The sequence below is a fragment of the Desulfosalsimonas propionicica genome (genome assembly GCF_013761005.1).
GTDB lineage: Bacteria > Desulfobacterota > Desulfobacteria > Desulfobacterales > Desulfosalsimonadaceae > Desulfosalsimonas > Desulfosalsimonas propionicica.
Genome location: NZ_JACDUS010000011.1, coordinates 49,634 through 69,529, shown reverse-complemented (window position 1 = coordinate 69,529; position 19,896 = coordinate 49,634). Strand labels below are relative to the sequence as shown.

The window sequence follows — 19,896 nt, the reverse complement described above, 5'->3', positions numbered from 1 at the left end:
GAATTTTAAACAAATAAATCAAACATGGGTTTCAGGTTGAAATAAACGATCGTGCCTTCAGTCTCTTTTTTTCTGTTTCCTGATCTGGCTTATCGACCAGGACCGGAGATTTCTTTAATTTTTTGATGGCACTTTAATTCCGCGAAAATTCCGGAAACACGAACCGAATTCCGTTTCACGGGGTCACCCATTAAAAGGCCAGGTCAAGAGAAAAAACCCCTCCCACGTGAATTACAGGGACACATGAATTATGGGGACACAATACGGAATTCAAAAGCTGCGGGGCAATAATGGCGCCGGATCGTCGCAACCAGCCGGCATTTTTATTGAAAAATTCTAGTGCGCAAGGGGATTGAGGACTTTAATACTGAAGATATGTCAATCAAAAATATTTAATACTTTTATATCCAAGTGTCGGAAATCTTCCACATTACGGGTTACAAGAATTAAATCATTGATCTGAGCGGTGGCCGCAATAAAATTGTCCGGTATTTTGATCTTTTTACATCTTCGATTTTTAAGACACTGGATGCCTATGGCCGCATTCGTGTCACAAACAACAAAATTCTCCAGCAATTCTTTGACTTCCGATATCTCTTCCTCCGAAAAATCAAAAGAAAGAACCTCAACATATGTAATTCAGGAAATAGCGCATTTGCTAATATTGTCAGAAAGAAAATCTGACGCTATCTTTTCCCCGTTTAAATGGTAAATAATAATGTTGGAGTCCAGAAGGTGCTTCATCGCCTACCCTTCCCATTCACTTCTTATTTCTTTCTGCCATTTCACGGGATCTATTTTTCTCTCTGCCAATATTCCCGCAGTTCTTTTTATGATACTCAAGCGATCATCACTTTGTGCTGTATTTTCAGTAAGCGGCACTACGGAAACAACAACATCTGTATTCAAATATTCTTTTGGAATTTCAATCATATATTGCTGTGATTGGGGCCTGATAATTTCTTTGATCATCTTGTGCTCCTTTTAAATAGATTTTTTTAAATTATAACTTCTTAGGCCATAAACTACAAGCTGTATTTAAATTCCGGAGTTCCGGGGACGCAATATGGAATTCAAAGAATGGGTGGGGGCAATAAATAAAGAATTCCGAGAATTCCGGGGACACACAATCTGGAATTAGAATTGCGGAAACGTCTGTTTCGCGGATAGGATTGAGAACCGCCATCTATAGACAAGTTATCATTCACACGGCAAAAGGGAAATTACAGTGCCACAATATTGGATTCAATGGAATTCAATATGTGTCCCCGGAACTTCCCGGAACTTAAAACAAAATCAAAAGCCCGGTGTGGGTCAATTCCTGCAGCCCCTGATCAAAAACCATGTTTTCAAGATTCTCCATGGCCGGCTGCTGATCCGCCAGGGCCGTCCGGGTGTGGTCAATCACATCCTTTATCCGCTCATCAGCTTGCTTTGTATCCGGGTGCAGATCCGAAAGCACAGGGTCGCAGGCCAGGAAAAACTTCAGGATCATCACGTGCAGCACCAGGTCCTGGACCAAAGAGGTTAGGCTGCGATAGTTTTCCGGGCTGCGCGCGGCCATAAAACCCGTGGCAAAATCGGTCAAATGAGCCTCCACCCGGGACTCGAACGCATCATAGAGATACTCCCGGTGCTTACGGTATTTTGCGGCCAGCTCCGGGCAGCGCACACGGGCCCGGCCGTCTGTGCGCGCCACCTGCAGAAACGCGCCCTCTGAAACATCTGCGGATTCAGGCGCGCAGGCAGACCAGGCCGCCTCTATGCGATCCCGAAACTCAGGGGCAAAATGCTTGATCCGGCCCAGCAGAAAAGACTGGACCATGGACATGGGCAGCTCAAGGTCCGGCTCCTGGACAGCAAACTGCTCCATCCAGAGCCGTTCATAGGTCCGCTCGGCCACCCGGTCGATTTCCGCCGCCAGCCGGTCCTCGGTGAAATCCGGGCCGTCTGGGCCCCTAAGCCCATCCACCTCAAAAGCAAATGCGGCCGCGGAAAACAGCCGGGCAGCCAGGGGTGCGTCATCTGCAGCCAGAATATGGGCAAACACCTGCTTTAACGTTTCACTGTATGCCGCACACGGATTTTCTTCTGCCGCGGCTTCCGGGGGCGCTTCTAAAACCGTCATCACTGACTCCTTTTTCATGCCATAGAATTTTGTCTCTGCGTCTCCTATCGGCCGCTGCTCTTCATCTCTTTAGCCAGTGAAGAGGATAATCGGAATCCGCAGGCTTTTCTATTGGTCCAATTACGGGGACACAATACAGAATTCTCTTGAACTTCATCCAGTCATGGGCCATGATCTAATCATGGCACGTTTATCCCGAATCGTCATACCCGGCTATCCTCATCATGTGATCCAGCGGGGCAACCGCCGCCAGAAGACCTTTTTCAGAGATGCGGATTACCGGCAGTATATTCGCCTGATGGCGGAGTGGTGCGATAAACTCGGTCTACAAATATGGGCTTATTGCCTCATGCCCAATCATGTTCATCTCATTGCGGTCCCAGGCGATGAATCAGGACTGGCAAAGGCCATTGGAGAAGCGCACCGGCGCTATACCCGCTACATCAATTTCCGAGAGGGCTGGCGGGGCTATCTCTGGCAGGGTCGTTTTGCTTCCTATGCCATGGACCAGCACTATCTCATCGCAACCGCCCGGTATGTGGAATTAAACCCGGTAAGGGCCGGAATAGTTAAATATCCGGAGGATTATCCATGGAGCAGCGCCAATGCCCATCTGTCAAATCAGGATGACGACCTGGTCAAAGCAGCCCCGCTGCTTAACATCATCCAAAACTGGGAAAAATTTCTGGCTTCCGGGATGCCGGCCGCGGAAGCAGACAGCATCAAGCGGCACAGCAAAACAGGACGTCCACTGGGAGACGATCTTTTCCTTGAAACCATCGGGAAACTGACGGGCCGGGAAGTCCGGCCGCGAAAACCTGGCCCGAAGCCAAAAAAATAAGTATTGTGTCCCCGGAATTACGGGTAGTATTGTGTCCCCGGAATTACGGGTTCTATTCGGGGGCGCTGCGGATTTCAGAGACTGGGGGTAAGAATGGGTCCGGACATTTACAACAAGCCGGCAATCTTAGTGGAAAATTCTATTCTTCAAGAGGATTGAGGACTTGAAATCCGAGATCAGATACCACTGCGCATAAATTTTTATCCGACGCTGCAAAATACCAGTCTTTCTCCGCAACCAATATAAATGCTGCAGCATGCAAAGCATCAAGTGATCTCAGGCCATTTCGACTGCCGTAATTCTTAAGCAGCTGTTCCGCTTCATCAATGACTTTGCGGTTGAGCGGTTGAATGTTAAAAGAATCCCATCTTTCCCGGAAGCCCTGCTGAAGCAGGTTATAGTCATCCTTGTTTAACTCCTGATTTCGCAGCAGCCGTTGCAATGCACTTTGAAACTCGAGTCTGGCAAGGTCAAGAAGTGTGATTTTCCGGGCAGTACTTACCCAGTCCATAACCGCCTTTGTACCGTTTTCCGCCTGAAACAGTTTCACCAGCACTGAAGTATCGAGAAAAAGATTCACAGCCGATCCTCACGCTGTCTTTGAATCTCGTTGCTGAGGCTTGTTTTACATTTCTGTGTGGCTGCATGAAGCTGTTCATAAGTTATCTTGTAGCCCTCCTGCGGGCTGAGGGAATAACGGGAAGTTCTTAGCTGATAAATCCATTCGTTTACAAGCATGAGGTCTGCTTCAGACAAATCATCCAGTGCTTTGATCGTCTGCTCTTTGATTTTCATGTCAACACCCCCTCCTCTTTTGAATCTTTTGTCTTTGTTCATCATTTTAAATACATATAAACATTTTGCATATTGATTTAATTTAACAGGAGACAATCCTTTTTGCAATTAACGAATTTGGAATTCCAGGGACATAATACGGAATTATCTTGAAATTTATTCCTTCCAGGGGCATGGTCAGACTATGGCACGTTTATCCCGAATCGTTATACCCGGCTACCCTCATCATGTGATCCAGCGGGGCAACCGCCGGCAGAAGGCCTTTTTCGGGGATGCGGATTAGACGTCCACTGGGAGACGATCTTTTCCTTGAAACCATCGAGAAACTGTCAGGCCAGACGGTCCGGCCGCGAAAACCTGGCCCGAAGCCAAAAAAATAAGTATTGTGTCTCCGGAATTCAAAGACAGCATCAAAATGCACGACAAAACCGGCCGCCCACTGGGAAACGAGGACTTTCTGGATAACGTGAAAAACATGACAGGCCGAAACACAAGGCCGCAAAAGCAAGGGCCGAAACCAAAGAATCAGGTATTTCCACCGAATCCGGGCGCTTTTCTATGGGTGTGCGGACAAGCTTTTGATCCTGTCTTTGTTTCTCTGCCAGAACTCAAGCAGAAAGGCCAGAAACACGGACATGAAAAACCCGGCCATCAGGGCCAGGATCACGTTTAATCCCAGGTTGGGGGAGACGGGTTGTTTTGAAAGAAAGGGCGGCACAAGCACTTTGGTGTGATTTACATTGTCTTTCTGCAGCGTTAGTATTTCCAGATCATTTTGCATTTCCCGGATCGCCGAATCTGCCCGGCCGGCCTCAAGGAAAAGGTCTTCCCTTTTTTCCAGAAATTGTGTTGTCAGCCGCTCATAAATCTGATCCTGGCGGTCGGTGCAGTTCAGTGCCCAGCAAAAACGTTTCCAATGGTTCTCCGGCAGCGGCTGCGCCGGCATTATGGACGGCCTGAACCAGCCGGGAAAGCTGTTCCCTGACGGTTTCAAGCTCCTGTTTCAGAAAAGACGCCTCTTTTTTGAGTCTTTCAATGCGTTTTAAAAAACTGGATTTTTTCGCCTGATGTTCTTTGATCCGGTTTTTTGTCTCCGTTATCCGGGAATTCAGCGACGCGCGATCCATATGGATCATCTGCTCATGATCCTTGATCAGCTTTTCATTCAATCGGGTCAAAAAATCAAGCGGGTCTGCAGAACGGGGCGCTTTCAGGCGGATTTCCACAATGCCGCCGCCGTCTTCGGAAGCTGAAACAGCAAGATCGTTTTGCAGAGAAAATCCGGTGCTTCCTTTAAATGGCGGGTTGGCAAAGACCTGCCGGGCAAAGCCGCGCAGCTTTTCTGCAGCAGCCTCTTCCCTGGTTTTCATTTCAATATTGATTGTCCCTTGTTTAATCTGACTGACAGACCTTTCCGGCACCGGAACCTGACCGATCTGAAGGATTGTCTCTGCACGGTACTTCTCGGTCATCACAGAGGTGGCACCAAAAGCAGCACATCCAAAAATCAGGGTCAATCCGATAATGACCCATTTCCAGCGAAACAGCACCGCAGCCAGGTCGGCCAGGTCAATTTCATCTTCTGCAGGGCCATAACCGGCAGTGGGCGGATAGCCTTGAAGTTGCGGATTGCTCTGGTTCTTTGCTTGTTCGTCGCCAGCCATGCAGCGCTCCTGAATGCTGTTTGAAATGGGTGATTATGTTGTTATTTCATGGGGTTTTTTTGGTTCAGCCGAAAACATGGACGCCTGCCCGGAGCAGCTGTACTCGGGCAGAATGGATTGGAGGTATTGGCGGATGGCGGACTGGTTTCTCTGTCTGGCTGCCTGCTTTAACATGGCAAAATACGGATCCAGGATTTCCACATCCACACTGGCGCAGTTTAAAACCATGATCTTGGCGTGATCCGTTGCCACCACATTTTCATGATCGGTCATCAGCTCTTCGTAAAGCTTTTCGCCCGGCCTTAAGCCCACATATTCGATCTTGATGTCCACATCCGGTTCAAACCCGGAAAACCGGATCAAATCCCTCGCCATTTCGGCGATTTTGACCGGCGCGCCCATTTCCAGGATAAAAATCTCACCGCCCTTGCCCATGGCCCCGGCCTGGAGAATCAACTGGCAGGCCTCGGGGATGAGCATGAAATAGCGCACCACCTCCGGATGGGTCACCGTGACCGGACCGCCGTTTTTGATCTGTTTTTTAAACAAGGGAATCACGCTGCCGGCGCTGCCGATCACGTTGCCGAATCGTACCGTGACAAACCGGGTGGCTGAATTTCCGGCCATGCTTTTGTGCTGCACGATCATCTCAGAGACCCGCTTGCTGGCCCCCATGATATTGGCCGGGTTCACGGCCTTGTCCGTGGAGACAAAAACAAATTTTTCGCATCCATAACGGTCTGCCACATCCACCATGTTTTCAGTGCCCATGATATTGTTTTCCACAGCCTTCCACGGATGGGCCTCGAGCATGGGGACATGCTTGTAGGCGGCGGCGTGAAAAACAATCTCCGGGGAAAACCGGTCAAATACGTTTTCTATCTCCCTGATGTGCTGAACATCGCCAAGATGGGCAATTACGGAAACATTGGGATAATTGCGCCGCAATTCAAGGTCGATTTCATACAACGGGCTTTCCGCCCATTCAAAAAGAATGATCTTTGACGGCGCAAACCGGCAGATCTGCCGGCACAACCCCCTGCCGATGGAACCGCCGGCTCCGGAGACAAAAACGGTCTTGCCCTTTAAAAACGCCCCGATTTGTTCCTGATCCAGTTCCACAGGCTTTCTGCCGAGCAAATCCCGGAACTCCACATCCCGGATGGCGTTGACCGTGACCCGGCCGTCGATGAGCTCGCCCATGCCCGGCACGGTTTTGAACTTGATACTGCAGTACTTGCACAGCTCAACAATGGAGCGGATTCTTGCCGCGTCCGCCGAGGGAATGGCAATGACCACATCAGAAACCCCCAGCCGGTCAACAACCCTGGGAAGCCGGGAAATCTTGTCCAAAACCGGCACCCCGTGAATTTTTCTGCCCTTTTTAACCCGATCATCATCAAGAAAACCCACCACCTCGTATCGAATCGAGGCATTGTCCTTGATTTCGCGCAGAATTTTTTCCCCGCAGTCGCCCGCACCAATGATCAGGATTCTGTGCGGCGCACTCTTTTTTTCTCTCAAGACCCTGACCAGATTTTGAAACAGCGCCTTTGTCCCGGCCCGGCGCGCCGACTGCTCAAAAATCACCCGGGCGGCCACGCGAACCCCGGCAATGGCAATCAAAGTAAAGCAGTAATCAATCAAAAAAACTGACCTGGAAAAGCCTTCAAAGCGGTATCTGGCCAGCACAAACAAGATCAGGGCAACACTGGCGGCAGTGGAAGCCTTAATGACGTTGAAAAGATCATTTAAGCTGGTATATCGCCACATACCGCTGTAAAGATCAAAACAATAAAACGCGGCGATCTTTATGAGCAGTACATAGGGCAGAAGAGTAAAAAACGGCGCAAACTCCCGGCTTGAAACACTGAAGTCAAAACGCACAAGGTAGGCGCCATAATGCGCGGCCATCAGCAATAAAATATCAAGGCAGAAAATGATAAAAAAGTTTTTGGAAACCCGGATTTTCAATTACACGGTCCAGTTGGCAGATTTGTCTTGCAGTAGTGGGTGCAAAACCGTTTCATCAATCGTAATAAATACCACAGCCACAGAGGTAAATCAAGACCGGCAAGCCGGGATCAAACTTTAATTATTGCCTTTCGGATGAAAAAAACGGGTCTTTAGTGCCGCCATCAACTTAAATTCAAAAATCAAGGTTTGATGCGCCTGTAAAAAGTCTGATTTCAGATGGCGCTGTAGAAAATTCAAGATCAAGGCTTGCGCAATTTCAAAGAATACAGCGTACTTATCCGTACGTGAAATTCTGAGAAATTGCGTGTAACGCAGATATTGAATTTTTTACGGCGTCATCAAGGTTTGAGCCGTCCTAAACCGGCTCAACCATGTCCGAATCCAACTCAACCGAGACCGACTGCATGATGCTGGTCACCGAAAGCACAAGGCGAAAGTGTTTGTCCGTGCGCACCACCACGCCTTCAACATCCTTTAACGGGCCCTTGATGACACGCACGCGCCTGCCCGGATGCAGAAAATCCGCCGGAAAAACCGGAAGCCCCGAGCAAAGGGCCTGGTGGATACCGCGGAGTTCCTGCACCAGGGTAACCGGGTCTGAAACATCAATGACCCGGGCGATCTGATTGGAGCGCAGGGCCGTGTACCGGCCGGGCTCATCTGCCGTAAAAAACAAATAACCCGGAAACAATGGCAACAGGCTGTAGCGCTCCCGTTTGGCCGAAGACTGCCGGCGCCGGACCATGGGAAGAAAATAGCCGATGCCGCGATCGGCCAGGTAGCCGGCCAGGGCTTTTTCCCTGCGGCTTTTCACATGGGCGATACGCCAGCAAATGGAATCTGCCGGCGACGCATCCGCATTTTCAAGCAAATTCTCCGGAAAAATCGGGCTCGGGTTTTTCTCCGGTGACAGGGTCATACGACAAACCTTTCTTATCCAGATAAATGGCATGGTTCCATACCATGATGCCACAATGCGCAAGGGCTCGGGAGACCAGCTGCAAAAAATATCTGATCCGGTGTCCGTGGGTTCAGGCGACCATGAATGCAGCGTGCTGGTCTGCAGAAGGCACTGACGCCACCATGGAGGTGTCAATATCGGATCTGACGTAATCAGCAGCCAGATCGATGGTGCCGGCCATCTCAAAGACGGGATGGAAATTGAAATCCAGGAGGGATCGGTAAAACCGGGCGTAGATCTCCGGCCGCGTGCGGACAAAAACCTGATGCGCTTCGGCAATCCTGAAAAACTGCGCAAAATGATGAATCATCAGATAAAGACTGGCGGCGGAAAAAAATTTGGTGTCCGGCCGGGTGTAAAACTGGGGATAAAACCGGATGATTTCGATTCGCCGGGAAAAGCGGTTCAGGGAAATCATCAGGTCCCGGGAGATTTCCCTGCCGCTGGCCCGGCTGACAATGAAATATGCCATGCAGTCTCCCTCTGCCGCGCACCGGATTCGGTAACGGGCCAGCAGGCGCGGCAGGTTCAGACGCATAAACAGGGATGCAGGGGCAAGGGCCGGGGCCGGCATGGACGGATGCTCACTATCTGCGGCGCTGTTTTTTGCGGCCGCGGGTTTTCTGGTTGGACTGGCTGATCTTGATGGAACGGCCTTTGATCTGGATGCCGTTTAGTGCCTTGATGGCGCGGTCCGCCTCTGAATTGTCCGGCATGTCCACAAAACCAAATCCCTTGGACTGGCCTGAAAAGCGGTCTTTTACAACATTGACACTTTCAATGGTGCCGAATTCGGCAAAAGCGCCTTTTAAGTCTTCTTCGGTCACATTATAGGCAAGGTTGCCGATGTACATGTTCATATAAGAATTCTCCTCTGCTTGGGTGGCATTTATGGCAATGGCGCTGTTTCCGTTAATCCGCCACACAATCAGCGGAAAAGCGTCGGACCGGGCCCGGTCCTTGAAGGGCAAGCAAACAGGAAAGGCGGGCCTGAAAAAAAATCACAAAGACCCGCCGCAAAAATGCTCTTTACCACAACATTATATGTATGACAGAAATCAACGTTTATGTCAATGTTTAAAACCATGGACATCCCGGCAGGACAAATACACCTTTGCCGGACAATCCCGTTTCTCAAACCCGGAAACTATCCGGTGACATGCTTTTCCAGCACATCCTTATACAACCGGGCCGGCTCCGGGACTTCCCGGAGCGCATCAATGCGGTCCACGGTTTCCTCATACAGATTCCAGGTGGCCGTGTGGTCGACCTGGAGTGCGGCCCCTTCCAGGGACAGGCCTGCAAATGCCCCCCGGCTCCGGCTGTAGGAATAAATCTCGGATTTCAAGGTCACATCCGTTGCCGCACCCGCCTGCCGGCCCACGGGCCCGGCCGCCACGGAAGCGTCCGCTCCCACGGTAAATCGCCCGTTTTTGATCTGATCAACGGCCTTGCGGCTTTTAAACACCAGAACCAAATCCGTGGACTGGGCCCCGATCTGCCAACCAATGCTGCCTCCGTAAAGTTTGATGAAAAAGGGATTTTTCCAGTTGCCCGCATCATCGCGCACCGCAACCACTCCGCTGCCGTAGCGGCCGCCGATGATAAAACCAAGCTTGTAGACGCTTGGAATTACGGCAATGGCCTCGGCCTCGTTAAGAAGAGCCGGCGGAATCCTATTTTCCGGAATGGCACGGAGATCTTCAAGAACCTCAATGCTGTTTTGAAGAATTTTCACCTCCCGGCTGTTGCCCGCCACAGCCGTGCTTCCGGCGATCAGCACACACACGGTCACAGCCGCCATGATCCAGCCTGCATATCCCGTCAATACCTGTTTCATCTGCATTCTCCCCTTGTTTTGAATAAAACGGCGGCAACAGCTGCCAAGCCTTAAAAAAAATTTCGCAAAATCCATTCAAACAAATCATCCCCGGCGGGTTGAAACGTGCCGTACATCCTTACTTTTCCCGGGTTGCGGGCATGCTGTGACCCGCGCTCCGGTATCAGCGGTTCGGCATCAAAGCGTGCAGGGCCGGATCTTTGGGATGAAGCCGTGCGCACCCGGACCTCTCCGGTCTCCCGGTGCCGCTCATACTCCCTGCGCTTTGCTGAATCGGCCAGCACCGAATAGGCTTCCTGAACATCTCTGAATTTGCGGCTGTCGCCGCCGGCGTGATCGGGGTGATACTGTTTGGCCAGGCGGCGGTAGGCGGTCTTGACCTCTTCATGGCTGGCATCGGCAGGGATGCCGAGAATGGCGTAATAACTCCTTGCCATAATCCATACCCTCCTGATGCACCTTGTAAAATTTTCCTTTCATTGGATCAGCCAGAATTTATAAAAAATATAAACAATCCAAACCGGTTCGTCAATTTTTATGCAGCCCGCATTTCCTGCTCCACGTCCGCCATCATTTCCTCAAAATGCGGAATCTCCCGCCGCCTGAGCAACGTCGGGATCTTTTCCGTATCAATGACGTGGGGGTATCCGTGATGGGTTTTTAACATTTTTACAATATCCAGGCGATCTGAAAGCCCCTTTTCAGACCGGGGATCCTTGGTGTAGCGGTGCAGCTTCATGGCAATGATATACTCGGGCTTTAAGATACTGATGCCCCGGCCGCCAAAACTGAGAATATTGGTGGATTTCTCCCGGTTTTCCAGAATCCAGCGCATGAGCTTTCCGGAAACCGGGCGGCTTTCAGCAGACAAAAAATCCACATAAAGCCGGGTTTTTCGATGACGCAGGCTGTGGCCGGCAGAATCGGAGGTCTCAAAGCATTGATCAAGCACGACCGATTTTTCCGAAGCAATGTCATCTTCGAGAAATGCCTCAAAATCAGCTTCCTCCAGCAGCACGTCCACATCAAATGTCACCCGGGGCTGCACAGGCGGCTGAATATACTTAGACGCAGCCATGGCGCCCACCAGGATGGCCGTATCATAGACCCGGGACACGTCGAGGATCACCCGGTCAAATTTGTTAACCTCGGGATCATCTGAAAAAAAATCCAAAAAATGTTCGGCCACCACAAAACACTGGGTTTCATCGCAGGAAGTAATCTGCTGAAGCATATATTCCGGTTTCCTTTCCTTGATGGCGCCGTAAAAGTCCAACATCTGCGTTACGCGCAACTTCTCAGAATTTCACGTACGGCTAAGTACTCTGCATTCTTTGAAATTGCGCAAGCCTTGATCTTAAAGTTTTTACGGCGCCATCTGAAATCAAACTTTTTACGGTGCCATCTTCCCTGGTTTGCTGAAATACGGGCATATCATATCCATAAACCCGTTGGCATGCAAGAACATCATTGACATTGCCCCTTTTGCATCGCATATGAAATATGATATAAGCAAGGCTGGCGATTTCGAATTGTTTAAAAAAACCGGAAACAAAACCATACCTGCTGCCTACAGGACGTGTTTATCCATGCGGCTTAAAAGTGAAACCATCAATGATCTGCTGGTTGTCAAAGTGCTGGACAGCGCAGTTGACGCCGGCAATGCCCTTGAACTCAAGGCAGACCTGCTGCCCCTGGTGGAAAAACACCGGAAAGTGGCCATAGACATGGGCAAGGTAAAATTCATGGACAGCTCCGGGGTGGGGGCAATGCTTTCCTGCCTTCGGGCCATTCATCAAAACAGCGGCGAACTGAGGCTTTTCTCGGTGAAGCCCAACCTGTATCAATTGTTTAAACTGGTTCGCCTCGACACACTGGTTGGAATCCACGAAAACCGCAAAACCGCCCTCGAAGCCTTTGACCGCAACTCCGATGCCAACGCCTGATCCAAAAACCAGCCCTGAAAACCTCAAAAATGCCGATTCAGGCCACCCCATTCTGCTTTTTTTCCCCTTTGAAAACCTGCCTGAAAACGCCAATGATCTGCTCGGGCGATTATCGGAGATCTCGGGCATTCAGGCCGGAGATCTGCGCTACAGGCTTGCAGGCCGGGGCCTTACCCGGCTGAGTCCGGACCCGGGGCCGGAAAAAATAAGCCAGTGCGTCCGGCAAATCCAGAACATGGGCCTTGCAGCGGTACAGGTGCCCGAATCGGCCGTGAGGAGCCGATTGCGGCTGCCCACTGCCAGAAAAGTCAGCATTGCCGACTCCGCTGTGGTGTTTTACGACCGGCAGGACAATGCGGTGCTCACAATCGACAAAAAGACCGATCTTCTCGTGATTGTTGCCGATCTTTCGGGAAAAGCCGTGGAAAAGCCAAATCTGTCTCTTTTTATGGAGGCCGGGTCAGCCGGCAGAAATTTTGACCAGGCATTGAAACGCATATCAGCGGCCGCGCCAGTAGCCGTGATCTGCAAAATCAACCAGGAGGAACCCCCTGCAGGGGTGTTTGTGGATCATACAAGGTTTTCCTACCCCAGCATGCAAAACCATATGGACCTTAGTGCAGCCGTCAATTTTCGCAACCTGATGGCCATTGCCACAAAACCCGCCGGCTCAGCAGTCACGGATCATTTTTTTGGCGCCGCCCGCCTGCCCGGGGCCGTGCCCGATTATCAAAGCGGACAAAAAAAAATCCTGACCGCCTTAAACCGCTATACCCGCTACATGGTGGCCGCAGCCCGGGCCGGCGTTTTCCGGCAGACCCGCAAACCCGCTGGTATTGCCGGTTTTGCCGGCATCCCAGGGCTCACACGGTCTGGCAGGGCTGCGCAAGCATCCGAAAATGAGCAGGATTTTTCGACCCCGCACGATTCGTCTTCACCCCGGGAGGCCAAACCCAAACCGCCGCCGGAGGCCGATTCTTCGGGTATCAGGGGCTATTTCGCAAACGCGCCTCACGAGTTCATCATGGGCGGGGTTTTCGTGGTGATGGGGGTTTTATGGTGTTTTTTCAACCTCCAGCGCTTTGACCACCCGGTTTTCTGGAACACTTTGGCCGGCGTCGGTCTGATCACCGCCGGCCTGTGGCTTTTCTTCTATTCTCTTGTGATGCTGCACTACAAACGAATGGTTGAAAACACTCCCACTTCCCGGGTTCGTTCGATGGCCATGGGCACGGCCGAGCTCGAGGGCCGGGCCCGCCAATATTATGATCTGCGCTCGCCCCACAGCAAAACCAAGTGCATTTATTACTGGTGCACCTACCTGCGGCGGGTGCGCACTTCAAAGGGAAACAAGTGGCGGGTGGAAAAAATTGCCCGCTCCGGGGCCCTGCCCTTTTACCTGGAGGATGAAACCGGCCGGATTCTGGTGCGGCCCAGGGGCGCGCTCATGCTTGCGGACAAAAGCCGCCAGGAGTTTTGGGGCGGACAGGGAATGTGGCTGGCCCCGGATCTCCGGGACAGGGGCACAAAAATCATCGAAACCCTGATTGCTGAAGGCGCCCGGATCTATGTGCTGGGCGCCGCCGGAACCGAACGCACCGGCCCGGCCTTCAGGCAGCGGCTCATCGCCCGCCTTCGGGCGCTCAAATCTAATCCCGACGCCCTTGCCCAATACGACACCAACAACGACGGCCGAATTGACGAACATGAATGGGAGGCCGCCCGCACGGACATGGAAACCCGGCTGCATGCCGAATCTTTGGCCGGCGGCACAAGCCCCGGCGAGCGGCCGGTGATCAAAAAACACAAACTGGCCATGATGCCGTTTATCATCGCAGACTCTGAATCGGCCATCATCCGAAAACTGGCCCTGCGCACCTGGCTTCTGCTGCCGGGCGGTCTTGCGGTTGCCGGGCTCGGCCTGCAGCTGCTCATCCGTCTTTACCACGGATGAAAAACCTTAAATCCAGAACCTTGAACCTGAAAAGGAACAAAACCCATGAGCACTATTATCCTGTTGATTCTTCTAGGGGTGATTGTCGCACTGATCATTTACCTGGTTGTCATCTTCAACGGCCTTGTGCGGCTGAAGCATAACATTGACCGGGCATGGAGCAACATTGACGTTTTGCTTAAACAGCGCTACGATGAACTGCCCAAGCTCGTCCGGGTATGCGAGGGTTATATGCAGCACGAGCGGGCGGTGCTGGAAAACGTCACCCGGGCGCGGGCGCAGTTGGACAATGCCGGCAGCGGCACGGAGGTGATCGAGGCCAACAATGCCATTTCCCAGGCCCTGCGCTCGCTTTTTGCCGTTGTGGAAAACTATCCGGATCTCAAGGCGGATCAGGCTTTCCGGCAGCTCCAGAGCCGGGTTTCCCAGCTCGAGGACCAGATAGCCGACCGCAGGGAGCTTTACAACGACAGCGTGAATCTGTTTAATATCCGGATCGAGCAGTTTCCGGACGTGTTTGTGGCCAACATGATGAAGCTTGTACCCAGGCAGCTCTGGCAGATTGAGCCCGAACACCGGCGGGATGTGGAAATCAGTTTTAACATGGCATAAATAGTGCCTGAACAAGGAGTTTTTTAAATGGATGACTACAATAAAAACAAAATTGCCACCCGCGCGGTTCATTCCGGCGAGGTCCGGTTCAACGAATACGGGTCTGTGACCACACCCATAGTGCAGACCTCAACGTTTATCTTCAGAAACGTGGAAGAAATCCGGAAACTCGCAGACGGCGACATGGAACGCTTTGAATACGGCCGGTACGGACATCCCACCCAGCTTGCGGCCGAGCGCAAGCTGGCAGCTCTTGAGGAGGCCGAGGATGCCATTCTTTTTTCCTCGGGCATGAGCGCCATCACCACCTCCCTTTTCATGCTGCTCAAAGCCGGCGATCACCTGATCATAACCGATGACGCCTACAAGCGCACCCTGGACTTCTGCAAGTCCTATCTGGGGCGTTACAATATCGAGTGCACCGTAGTCCGGATGTGCGACTACGAGGCCATGGAAAACGCCATTCAACCCAACACCAAAGTGTTTTTCTCCGAGTCGCCCACCAACCCGTATTTAAACATCATGGACCTGGAACGGCTCACGGAAATCTTCGGCAAACGGGATATCACCGTGATCTCGGATTCCACCTTCGCCACACCGTTTAACCAAAAGCCCCTGGAATACGGTGTGCACCTGGTGATCCACAGCGCCACTAAGTACCTGGCCGGCCACAACGACCTGCTCTCCGGGGTTTTGCTCGGCAAAAAGGAACTCACCGATCCCATCCGGGAATTTCTCAAAATCACCGGCGGCGTGATCGACCCCAACTCATCGTATTTGCTGATCCGCGGGCTCAAAACATTCCCTTTGCGCATGGAGCGGCTAAACAGCAACGCCCAGGTGGTGGCCGAGCACCTCGAAGCCAACGCCAAGATCAACCGGGTCTATTACCCCGGGCTTTCCAGCCATCCCCATCATGACGTGGCAAAACGCCAGATGAAAGGATTTGGCGCAGTGGTTACTTTTGAGGTCAAAGACGATGCCGAATACGTGCTCAATTTCTTAAGCCGGCTAAAAATCTTAAGCATCGGCCCGAGCCTGGGTGGGGTGGAATCGCTGATCACGCACCCGGCCACTATCAGCTATTATATGCACACCCCGGAAGAACGCATGGAACTGGGCATCAAGGACGGGCTGATCCGCCTGGCCGTTGGCATAGAAGACCCTGAGGATATTGTCGAGGATATTGACCAGGCACTGGCAGGGGCGGAATAAGCCCGGGGCAAAACCGGCTTGAATGTGCCAATCCCAACGCCGGAAAAAATATACAGGATCTTCAATGATTGCCATTGTTTCTTTGCTGGTCATTGTTTTTTTTTCCATCCTTATTACCCGGGTTGCCACCATCGCGCTAACCCATACCGGGCTCAGCCGGCAGGCAGCCCGGTTCCAGGCACGATCGGCTTTTACCGGTGCCGGATTCACAACCAAAGAATCGGAAATGGTGGTCGGCCATCCCATCCGGCGCAAGATCGTACTGCTGTTGATGCTGTTGGGAAACGCCGGCATTGTCACGGCCATGTCGTCTCTGATTCTGTCCTTTGTGCAGCAGAATGGCGGCGGGGCCGGCCTGGCGTTAAAAATTGTCCTGCTGATCACCGGTTTGGTGGCGCTCTGGGCCCTGGCCGCCAGCCCCTGGGTGGACCGGCGACTGTCGAAAATCATCGACAAATCCCTGAAACGCTTCACGACGCTGGATGTCCGCGATTATGCCAGCCTCCTGCATCTGGCCGGCGACTACCGGCTGGCTGAACTGCTGGTCAACCCGGAAGACTGGCTGGCCGGCAAAACCATGATTGAAGCCCGCCTCAAAGATGAAGGCGTGATCGTGCTGGGCATTGAACGAAACGACGGCACCTTTACCGGGATACCCGAGGGCCAGACGAAAATCCGGGCTGGCGATGTTCTCGTGCTCTATGGCCGGACCGGCTCCCTTCAGGATCTGGATGAACGCCGCAAAGGAATCCAGGGCGATATCCGGCACCACCAGGCCACTATCGATCAGGAAGAAGCAGAGAAAAAGGAAGATCCGGAAAATACCGGCAACAAAAACAACAGTGCTTGACAGGACAAAAACTGCATGCTAATGATGATGCGTCTTTTTGTCGGGGCGTAGCGCAGCCTGGAAGCGCACTTGCATGGGGTGCAAGGAGTCGCAGGTTCAAATCCTGCCGCCCCGACCAAATAAAGCCAATCAAAGGGTTATGGATTTTCCATAGCCCTTTTTTTGTGCCCTTTTTCGCTTAAGGGGCCACTCGGGGAGCCATATTTTTCTTGCTTGGGAAAATGCAGGGGCTTCAAAAAAGATTCGGGACGTTACCTTCCATTTAACCGATCCCGGCTTTAAACATGCCCACCTATTACTTAAAAAAAATCATTTCGCCTGCGGCCTCTGAGGGGTTTATTTTGTCACCCGGTGGGTGCTGGTCTGTCCCGCCCGGTTTAAATCTTCGTGTTTGTTGTGGTGCGTTCATTTTGATGCTTTGTTAAAGCAATTTTGACACACTCGTAAAAATCGGTTTTCAGATGGCGCCGTAAAAGTTCAAGATCAAGGCTTGCGCGATTTCGAAGAATGCAGAGTAGTTAGCCGTACATGAAATTCTGAGAAATCGCGCGTAACGCAGATATTGGACTTTTACGGTGCCATCAATTTTTGTTTGCCGTCTAAGAAGGAGAACTGATAATAACCACTTTAATCCAGGCCGCATATCCATTAACGGCAGATACACAACAATCGAAACCGCTTACATGGATCCGCTTATGCGAAAACTGCTTGATTTCATCACTGCTGAACTTTCCGCGGGCCGCCCGGTAACCAGTGCGGTCATCACAGCCAGCAGCGGCTCTACACCGCGGACAACCGGCAGCCGAATGGCCGTGACTGCAGACGGCCGGACCTGCGGCACCGTCGGCGGCGGACCCGGCGAGGCCATGGCCCGGCGCGAGGCCCTGGACGCCGGCAAGACCAAACACAGCAAGTTATTAAGACTTGATTTCACCGGCAAAGATGCGGCTGAAGCGGGCATGATCTGCGGGGGGCAGATTGATGTCCTGATCGAATACATTGCGCCGACTATGGAAAATACCCGGATTTTCAAGGATTTGCTCAACAACTGGGACAACGGTGCAGGCCTTGTGCTGTGCACTGTGTTTCGGGAATATGGCGGGCAGGTGCAGATACTGTCACGGAGCCTGGCACCGGACCGGCTGCCCTCTGAACTGCCGGCAGCCCTGCAAAGCAAGGCGCAGAACCGGGCCGGCAAATCCAGTCTTCCGTTTTCCGAAAGGCAAAACGGATACACCGTGCTCATTGAACCCATGCGCTCCCGGGGCCGGGTCATCATTGCCGGTGCCGGACATGTCGGGCAGGCAACAGCCATCCTGGCGGCATTTACGGGGTTTCAAACCCTTATTTTAGACGATCGGGCCGAGTTTCTGGCACCGGAAAACTTTCCCCCTGCCTGCCGGATCCAGCAGGTAAATGATTTTGCCGACTGTTTCAAAAACCTGACTGTCGGGACCGACAGCTTGATCGTCATTGTCACCCGCGGCCATATCCATGACCAGACAGTGCTGGCCCAGGCGCTTGAAACCGAGGCCGGCTATATCGGCATGATCGGCAGCCGGAAAAAGCGGGACGCCATATATCAGAATTTGCGCGATCAGGGCGTTTCCCAGGCGGCCCTCAAACGGGTTCACTGCCCGATCGGTCTTTCCATCAACGCGGATACGCCGCAGGAAATCGGCGTCAGCATCCTGGCGGAACTGATTCAGAAAAGGGCCAAAAATGCTTGAAATGCATGGCTTAAAAATCGGCGCATTGATTTTGTCCGCAGGGCGCTCCAGTCGGCAGAACGGTTTCAAGCCGATTCTTCCCATCGGTCCCATGACGGTTCTTGAGCACTGCATTCACCTGTTTACCGAAAGCGGCATTGGCGCTGTTCAGGTGGTGCTGGGTCACCGGGCAGAAGAACTGCTGCCAATCGTTGAAAAAACAGGGGCCCATCCGGTTATCAACCAGGACTATGACCGGGGCATGTTTTCATCCGTGCAGATCGGATTGGCGGCCCTGCCCGCCCATATCGCCGGCTTTTTTGTTCTGCCTGTTGATATTCCGCTTGTCCGGCCGATCACCCTGGAGATTCTGGTGGATTGTTTCAGCCGGAATCCAAACACCGAAGCTTTTCTGCCCGGGTTTGCCGGCCGGACCGGACATCCGCCGCTGCTTCGGGAAAACCTGCGCCGTGATATTGCCGCTTATGACGGCGAAAAAGGACTCCGGGGGGTGCTGGAACGATGCAGGACAACTGTTGTATCCGTGCCGGATCGCCATATTCTGGAGGATATGGATACACCCGAGCAATACATCAAAATAGTGAATTTCTGGCAGCGCCGGGATATTCCGACACCGGATGAAGCCGAAATCCTTCTGCTCCGGGAATGCCGGGACAACGAGGACAATGTCCTGCACGGCCGCTCTGTGGCGCAAGTGGCAAAAAGGCTGGCCGAGGCTGTCAATGAAAGTGGGGCTTCGACCATTGATACGCAGCTTGTGGTGGCTGCGGCCCTGCTGCACGACATTGCCAAGGGGCAGGCTGACCATTGCCGCGCCGGGGCTTCGCGTCTGAAGGCCCTGGGTTTTTCAGATCAACTGGCTGAAATCGTGGCCTGTCACGCGGATTACGAGCCGGTTGCCGGCACTGCCGTCAATGAAGCAGAACTGGTTTACCTGGCCGATAAGCTGGTCCAGAAAACAAAGACGGTAGGCCTGGATACACGTTTCCAGACCAGGTATGACCGGTTTGCTGGAAATAAAGAGGCCCGTCAGTCTGTGCTGCGCAGATGGCGGCAGGCGAAAATGATATCCGAGCGCATCGAGAAATCCATCAACTGCAGGATGACAAGCCTTCTATAAAAGAAAACCATACCCTCTTGCTGCTGCGTCACGGCCACACGAAGCGCGAAGTCGATTTAACACATACCGGGCGGCAACAAGCCCGTCAGTGGGCTGATTGCCTGGTGGGAACGCAGGTAACTAAAAGTTACACCTCACCTTTGAAGCACCGGGAATTGCTGCCAGCTTCAGAAATTCCTTGACATATATAATGCTATAAGAGATACTGTAATGTTTTGGGTACATCAATTTTGAGCATTATCTTAAAAAGGAAAGGACAGACT

The 19,896-nt window shown here is 52.2% G+C and carries 23 protein-coding genes and 1 tRNA gene; 10 read left to right on the top strand and 14 right to left on the bottom strand.

What is annotated here, in order from left to right; genetic code table 11:
- Positions 1–378 precede the first annotated feature (378 nt).
- The 3 genes from HNR65_RS18280 to HNR65_RS14760 all read right to left on the bottom strand — a co-directional run bounded on the left by HNR65_RS18280 (position 379) and on the right by HNR65_RS14760 (position 2,128).
- On the bottom strand, positions 379–639 hold the full coding sequence (locus HNR65_RS18280; RefSeq protein ID WP_353740032.1) for a PIN domain-containing protein: 261 nt from the start codon (positions 637–639) through the stop codon (positions 379–381).
- 108 nt (positions 640–747) lie between these two features.
- A complete protein-coding gene (locus tag HNR65_RS14765) occupies positions 748–972 on the bottom strand; it encodes a hypothetical protein (protein ID WP_181552291.1) in 225 nt (74 codons plus the stop codon).
- A 313-nt stretch (positions 973–1,285) separates the two neighbouring features.
- Positions 1,286–2,128: a hypothetical protein gene (locus HNR65_RS14760; RefSeq protein WP_181552290.1), complete on the bottom strand. Its 843-nt coding sequence runs from the start codon at positions 2,126–2,128 to the stop codon at positions 1,286–1,288.
- Between the two features lie 181 nt (positions 2,129–2,309).
- Between HNR65_RS14760 and HNR65_RS14755 the strand changes: the two genes are divergently transcribed.
- Positions 2,310–2,969: a transposase gene (locus tag HNR65_RS14755; RefSeq protein ID WP_181552289.1), complete on the top strand. Its 660-nt coding sequence runs from the start codon at positions 2,310–2,312 to the stop codon at positions 2,967–2,969.
- A gap of 139 nt (positions 2,970–3,108) precedes the next feature.
- Here HNR65_RS14755 and HNR65_RS14750 read toward each other — a convergent pair whose 3' ends face one another.
- From HNR65_RS14750 to HNR65_RS14695, 11 genes are all read right to left on the bottom strand, one after another.
- The gene (locus tag HNR65_RS14750) at positions 3,109–3,549 is read right to left on the bottom strand and encodes a type II toxin-antitoxin system VapC family toxin (RefSeq protein ID WP_181552288.1); all 441 of its coding nucleotides are present in this window, start codon (positions 3,547–3,549) and stop codon (positions 3,109–3,111) included.
- Entirely contained in the window at positions 3,546–3,764 is a 219-nt protein-coding gene (locus tag HNR65_RS14745) for a hypothetical protein (protein WP_181552287.1), read from the bottom strand. The genes HNR65_RS14750 and HNR65_RS14745 overlap by 4 nt, the downstream gene beginning before the upstream one ends.
- Before the next feature lie 556 nt (positions 3,765–4,320).
- The gene (locus HNR65_RS14735; protein ID WP_181552286.1) at positions 4,321–4,545 is read right to left on the bottom strand and encodes a hypothetical protein; all 225 of its coding nucleotides are present in this window, start codon (positions 4,543–4,545) and stop codon (positions 4,321–4,323) included.
- Positions 4,546–4,624: 79 nt separating this feature from the next.
- Entirely contained in the window at positions 4,625–5,428 is an 804-nt protein-coding gene (locus HNR65_RS14730) for a Wzz/FepE/Etk N-terminal domain-containing protein (protein WP_181552285.1), read from the bottom strand.
- A 33-nt stretch (positions 5,429–5,461) separates the two neighbouring features.
- The gene (locus HNR65_RS14725) at positions 5,462–7,342 is read right to left on the bottom strand and encodes a polysaccharide biosynthesis protein (RefSeq protein ID WP_232364794.1); all 1,881 of its coding nucleotides are present in this window, start codon (positions 7,340–7,342) and stop codon (positions 5,462–5,464) included.
- Positions 7,343–7,760: 418 nt separating this feature from the next.
- Positions 7,761–8,324, bottom strand: a complete 564-nt coding sequence (locus HNR65_RS14720) for a transcription termination/antitermination NusG family protein (protein WP_181552283.1) — start codon at positions 8,322–8,324, stop codon at positions 7,761–7,763.
- 112 nt (positions 8,325–8,436) lie between these two features.
- On the bottom strand, positions 8,437–8,940 hold the full coding sequence (locus HNR65_RS14715; RefSeq protein WP_181552282.1) for a hypothetical protein: 504 nt from the start codon (positions 8,938–8,940) through the stop codon (positions 8,437–8,439).
- Between the two features lie 13 nt (positions 8,941–8,953).
- Positions 8,954–9,226 (bottom strand): RNA-binding regulator, encoded by a 273-nt coding sequence (rbp, locus tag HNR65_RS14710; RefSeq protein ID WP_181552281.1) that lies wholly within the window; start codon positions 9,224–9,226, stop codon positions 8,954–8,956.
- 287 nt (positions 9,227–9,513) lie between these two features.
- Positions 9,514–10,206, bottom strand: a complete 693-nt coding sequence (locus HNR65_RS14705) for a lipid-binding SYLF domain-containing protein (RefSeq protein WP_220128406.1) — start codon at positions 10,204–10,206, stop codon at positions 9,514–9,516.
- A 50-nt stretch (positions 10,207–10,256) separates the two neighbouring features.
- Positions 10,257–10,643 (bottom strand): J domain-containing protein, encoded by a 387-nt coding sequence (locus HNR65_RS14700; protein ID WP_181552280.1) that lies wholly within the window; start codon positions 10,641–10,643, stop codon positions 10,257–10,259.
- A gap of 98 nt (positions 10,644–10,741) precedes the next feature.
- A complete protein-coding gene (locus tag HNR65_RS14695) occupies positions 10,742–11,440 on the bottom strand; it encodes a hypothetical protein (RefSeq protein WP_181552279.1) in 699 nt (232 codons plus the stop codon).
- Positions 11,441–11,795: 355 nt separating this feature from the next.
- Between HNR65_RS14695 and HNR65_RS14690 the strand changes: the two genes are divergently transcribed.
- The 9 genes from HNR65_RS14690 to HNR65_RS18275 all read left to right on the top strand — a co-directional run bounded on the left by HNR65_RS14690 (position 11,796) and on the right by HNR65_RS18275 (position 19,815).
- A complete protein-coding gene (locus HNR65_RS14690; RefSeq protein ID WP_181552278.1) occupies positions 11,796–12,152 on the top strand; it encodes an STAS domain-containing protein in 357 nt (118 codons plus the stop codon).
- Positions 12,139–14,106, top strand: a complete 1,968-nt coding sequence (locus tag HNR65_RS14685; protein WP_181552277.1) for a hypothetical protein — start codon at positions 12,139–12,141, stop codon at positions 14,104–14,106. The genes HNR65_RS14690 and HNR65_RS14685 overlap by 14 nt, the downstream gene beginning before the upstream one ends.
- A 45-nt stretch (positions 14,107–14,151) precedes the next feature.
- Positions 14,152–14,718: a LemA family protein gene (locus HNR65_RS14680; protein WP_181552276.1), complete on the top strand. Its 567-nt coding sequence runs from the start codon at positions 14,152–14,154 to the stop codon at positions 14,716–14,718.
- Between the two features lie 27 nt (positions 14,719–14,745).
- Complete coding sequence (locus tag HNR65_RS14675) at positions 14,746–15,933, top strand: trans-sulfuration enzyme family protein (protein ID WP_181552275.1); 1,188 nt, start codon at positions 14,746–14,748, stop codon at positions 15,931–15,933.
- A gap of 64 nt (positions 15,934–15,997) precedes the next feature.
- Positions 15,998–16,783 carry a TrkA C-terminal domain-containing protein gene (locus HNR65_RS14670; RefSeq protein WP_181552274.1) on the top strand — a complete coding sequence of 262 codons (786 nt, stop codon included), beginning with the start codon at positions 15,998–16,000 and terminating at the stop codon, positions 16,781–16,783.
- A gap of 41 nt (positions 16,784–16,824) precedes the next feature.
- A tRNA-Pro gene (locus HNR65_RS14665) sits at positions 16,825–16,901 on the top strand.
- A 577-nt stretch (positions 16,902–17,478) separates the two neighbouring features.
- Positions 17,479–18,513, top strand: a complete 1,035-nt coding sequence (locus tag HNR65_RS14660; RefSeq protein ID WP_181552273.1) for an XdhC family aldehyde oxidoreductase maturation factor — start codon at positions 17,479–17,481, stop codon at positions 18,511–18,513.
- Complete coding sequence (locus HNR65_RS14655; RefSeq protein WP_181552272.1) at positions 18,506–19,633, top strand: DVU_1551 family NTP transferase; 1,128 nt, start codon at positions 18,506–18,508, stop codon at positions 19,631–19,633. Before HNR65_RS14660 ends, HNR65_RS14655 begins: the two co-directional genes overlap by 8 nt.
- On the top strand, positions 19,561–19,815 hold the full coding sequence (locus HNR65_RS18275; RefSeq protein ID WP_353740031.1) for a histidine phosphatase family protein: 255 nt from the start codon (positions 19,561–19,563) through the stop codon (positions 19,813–19,815). The genes HNR65_RS14655 and HNR65_RS18275 overlap by 73 nt, the downstream gene beginning before the upstream one ends.
- Positions 19,816–19,896 lie beyond the last annotated feature (81 nt).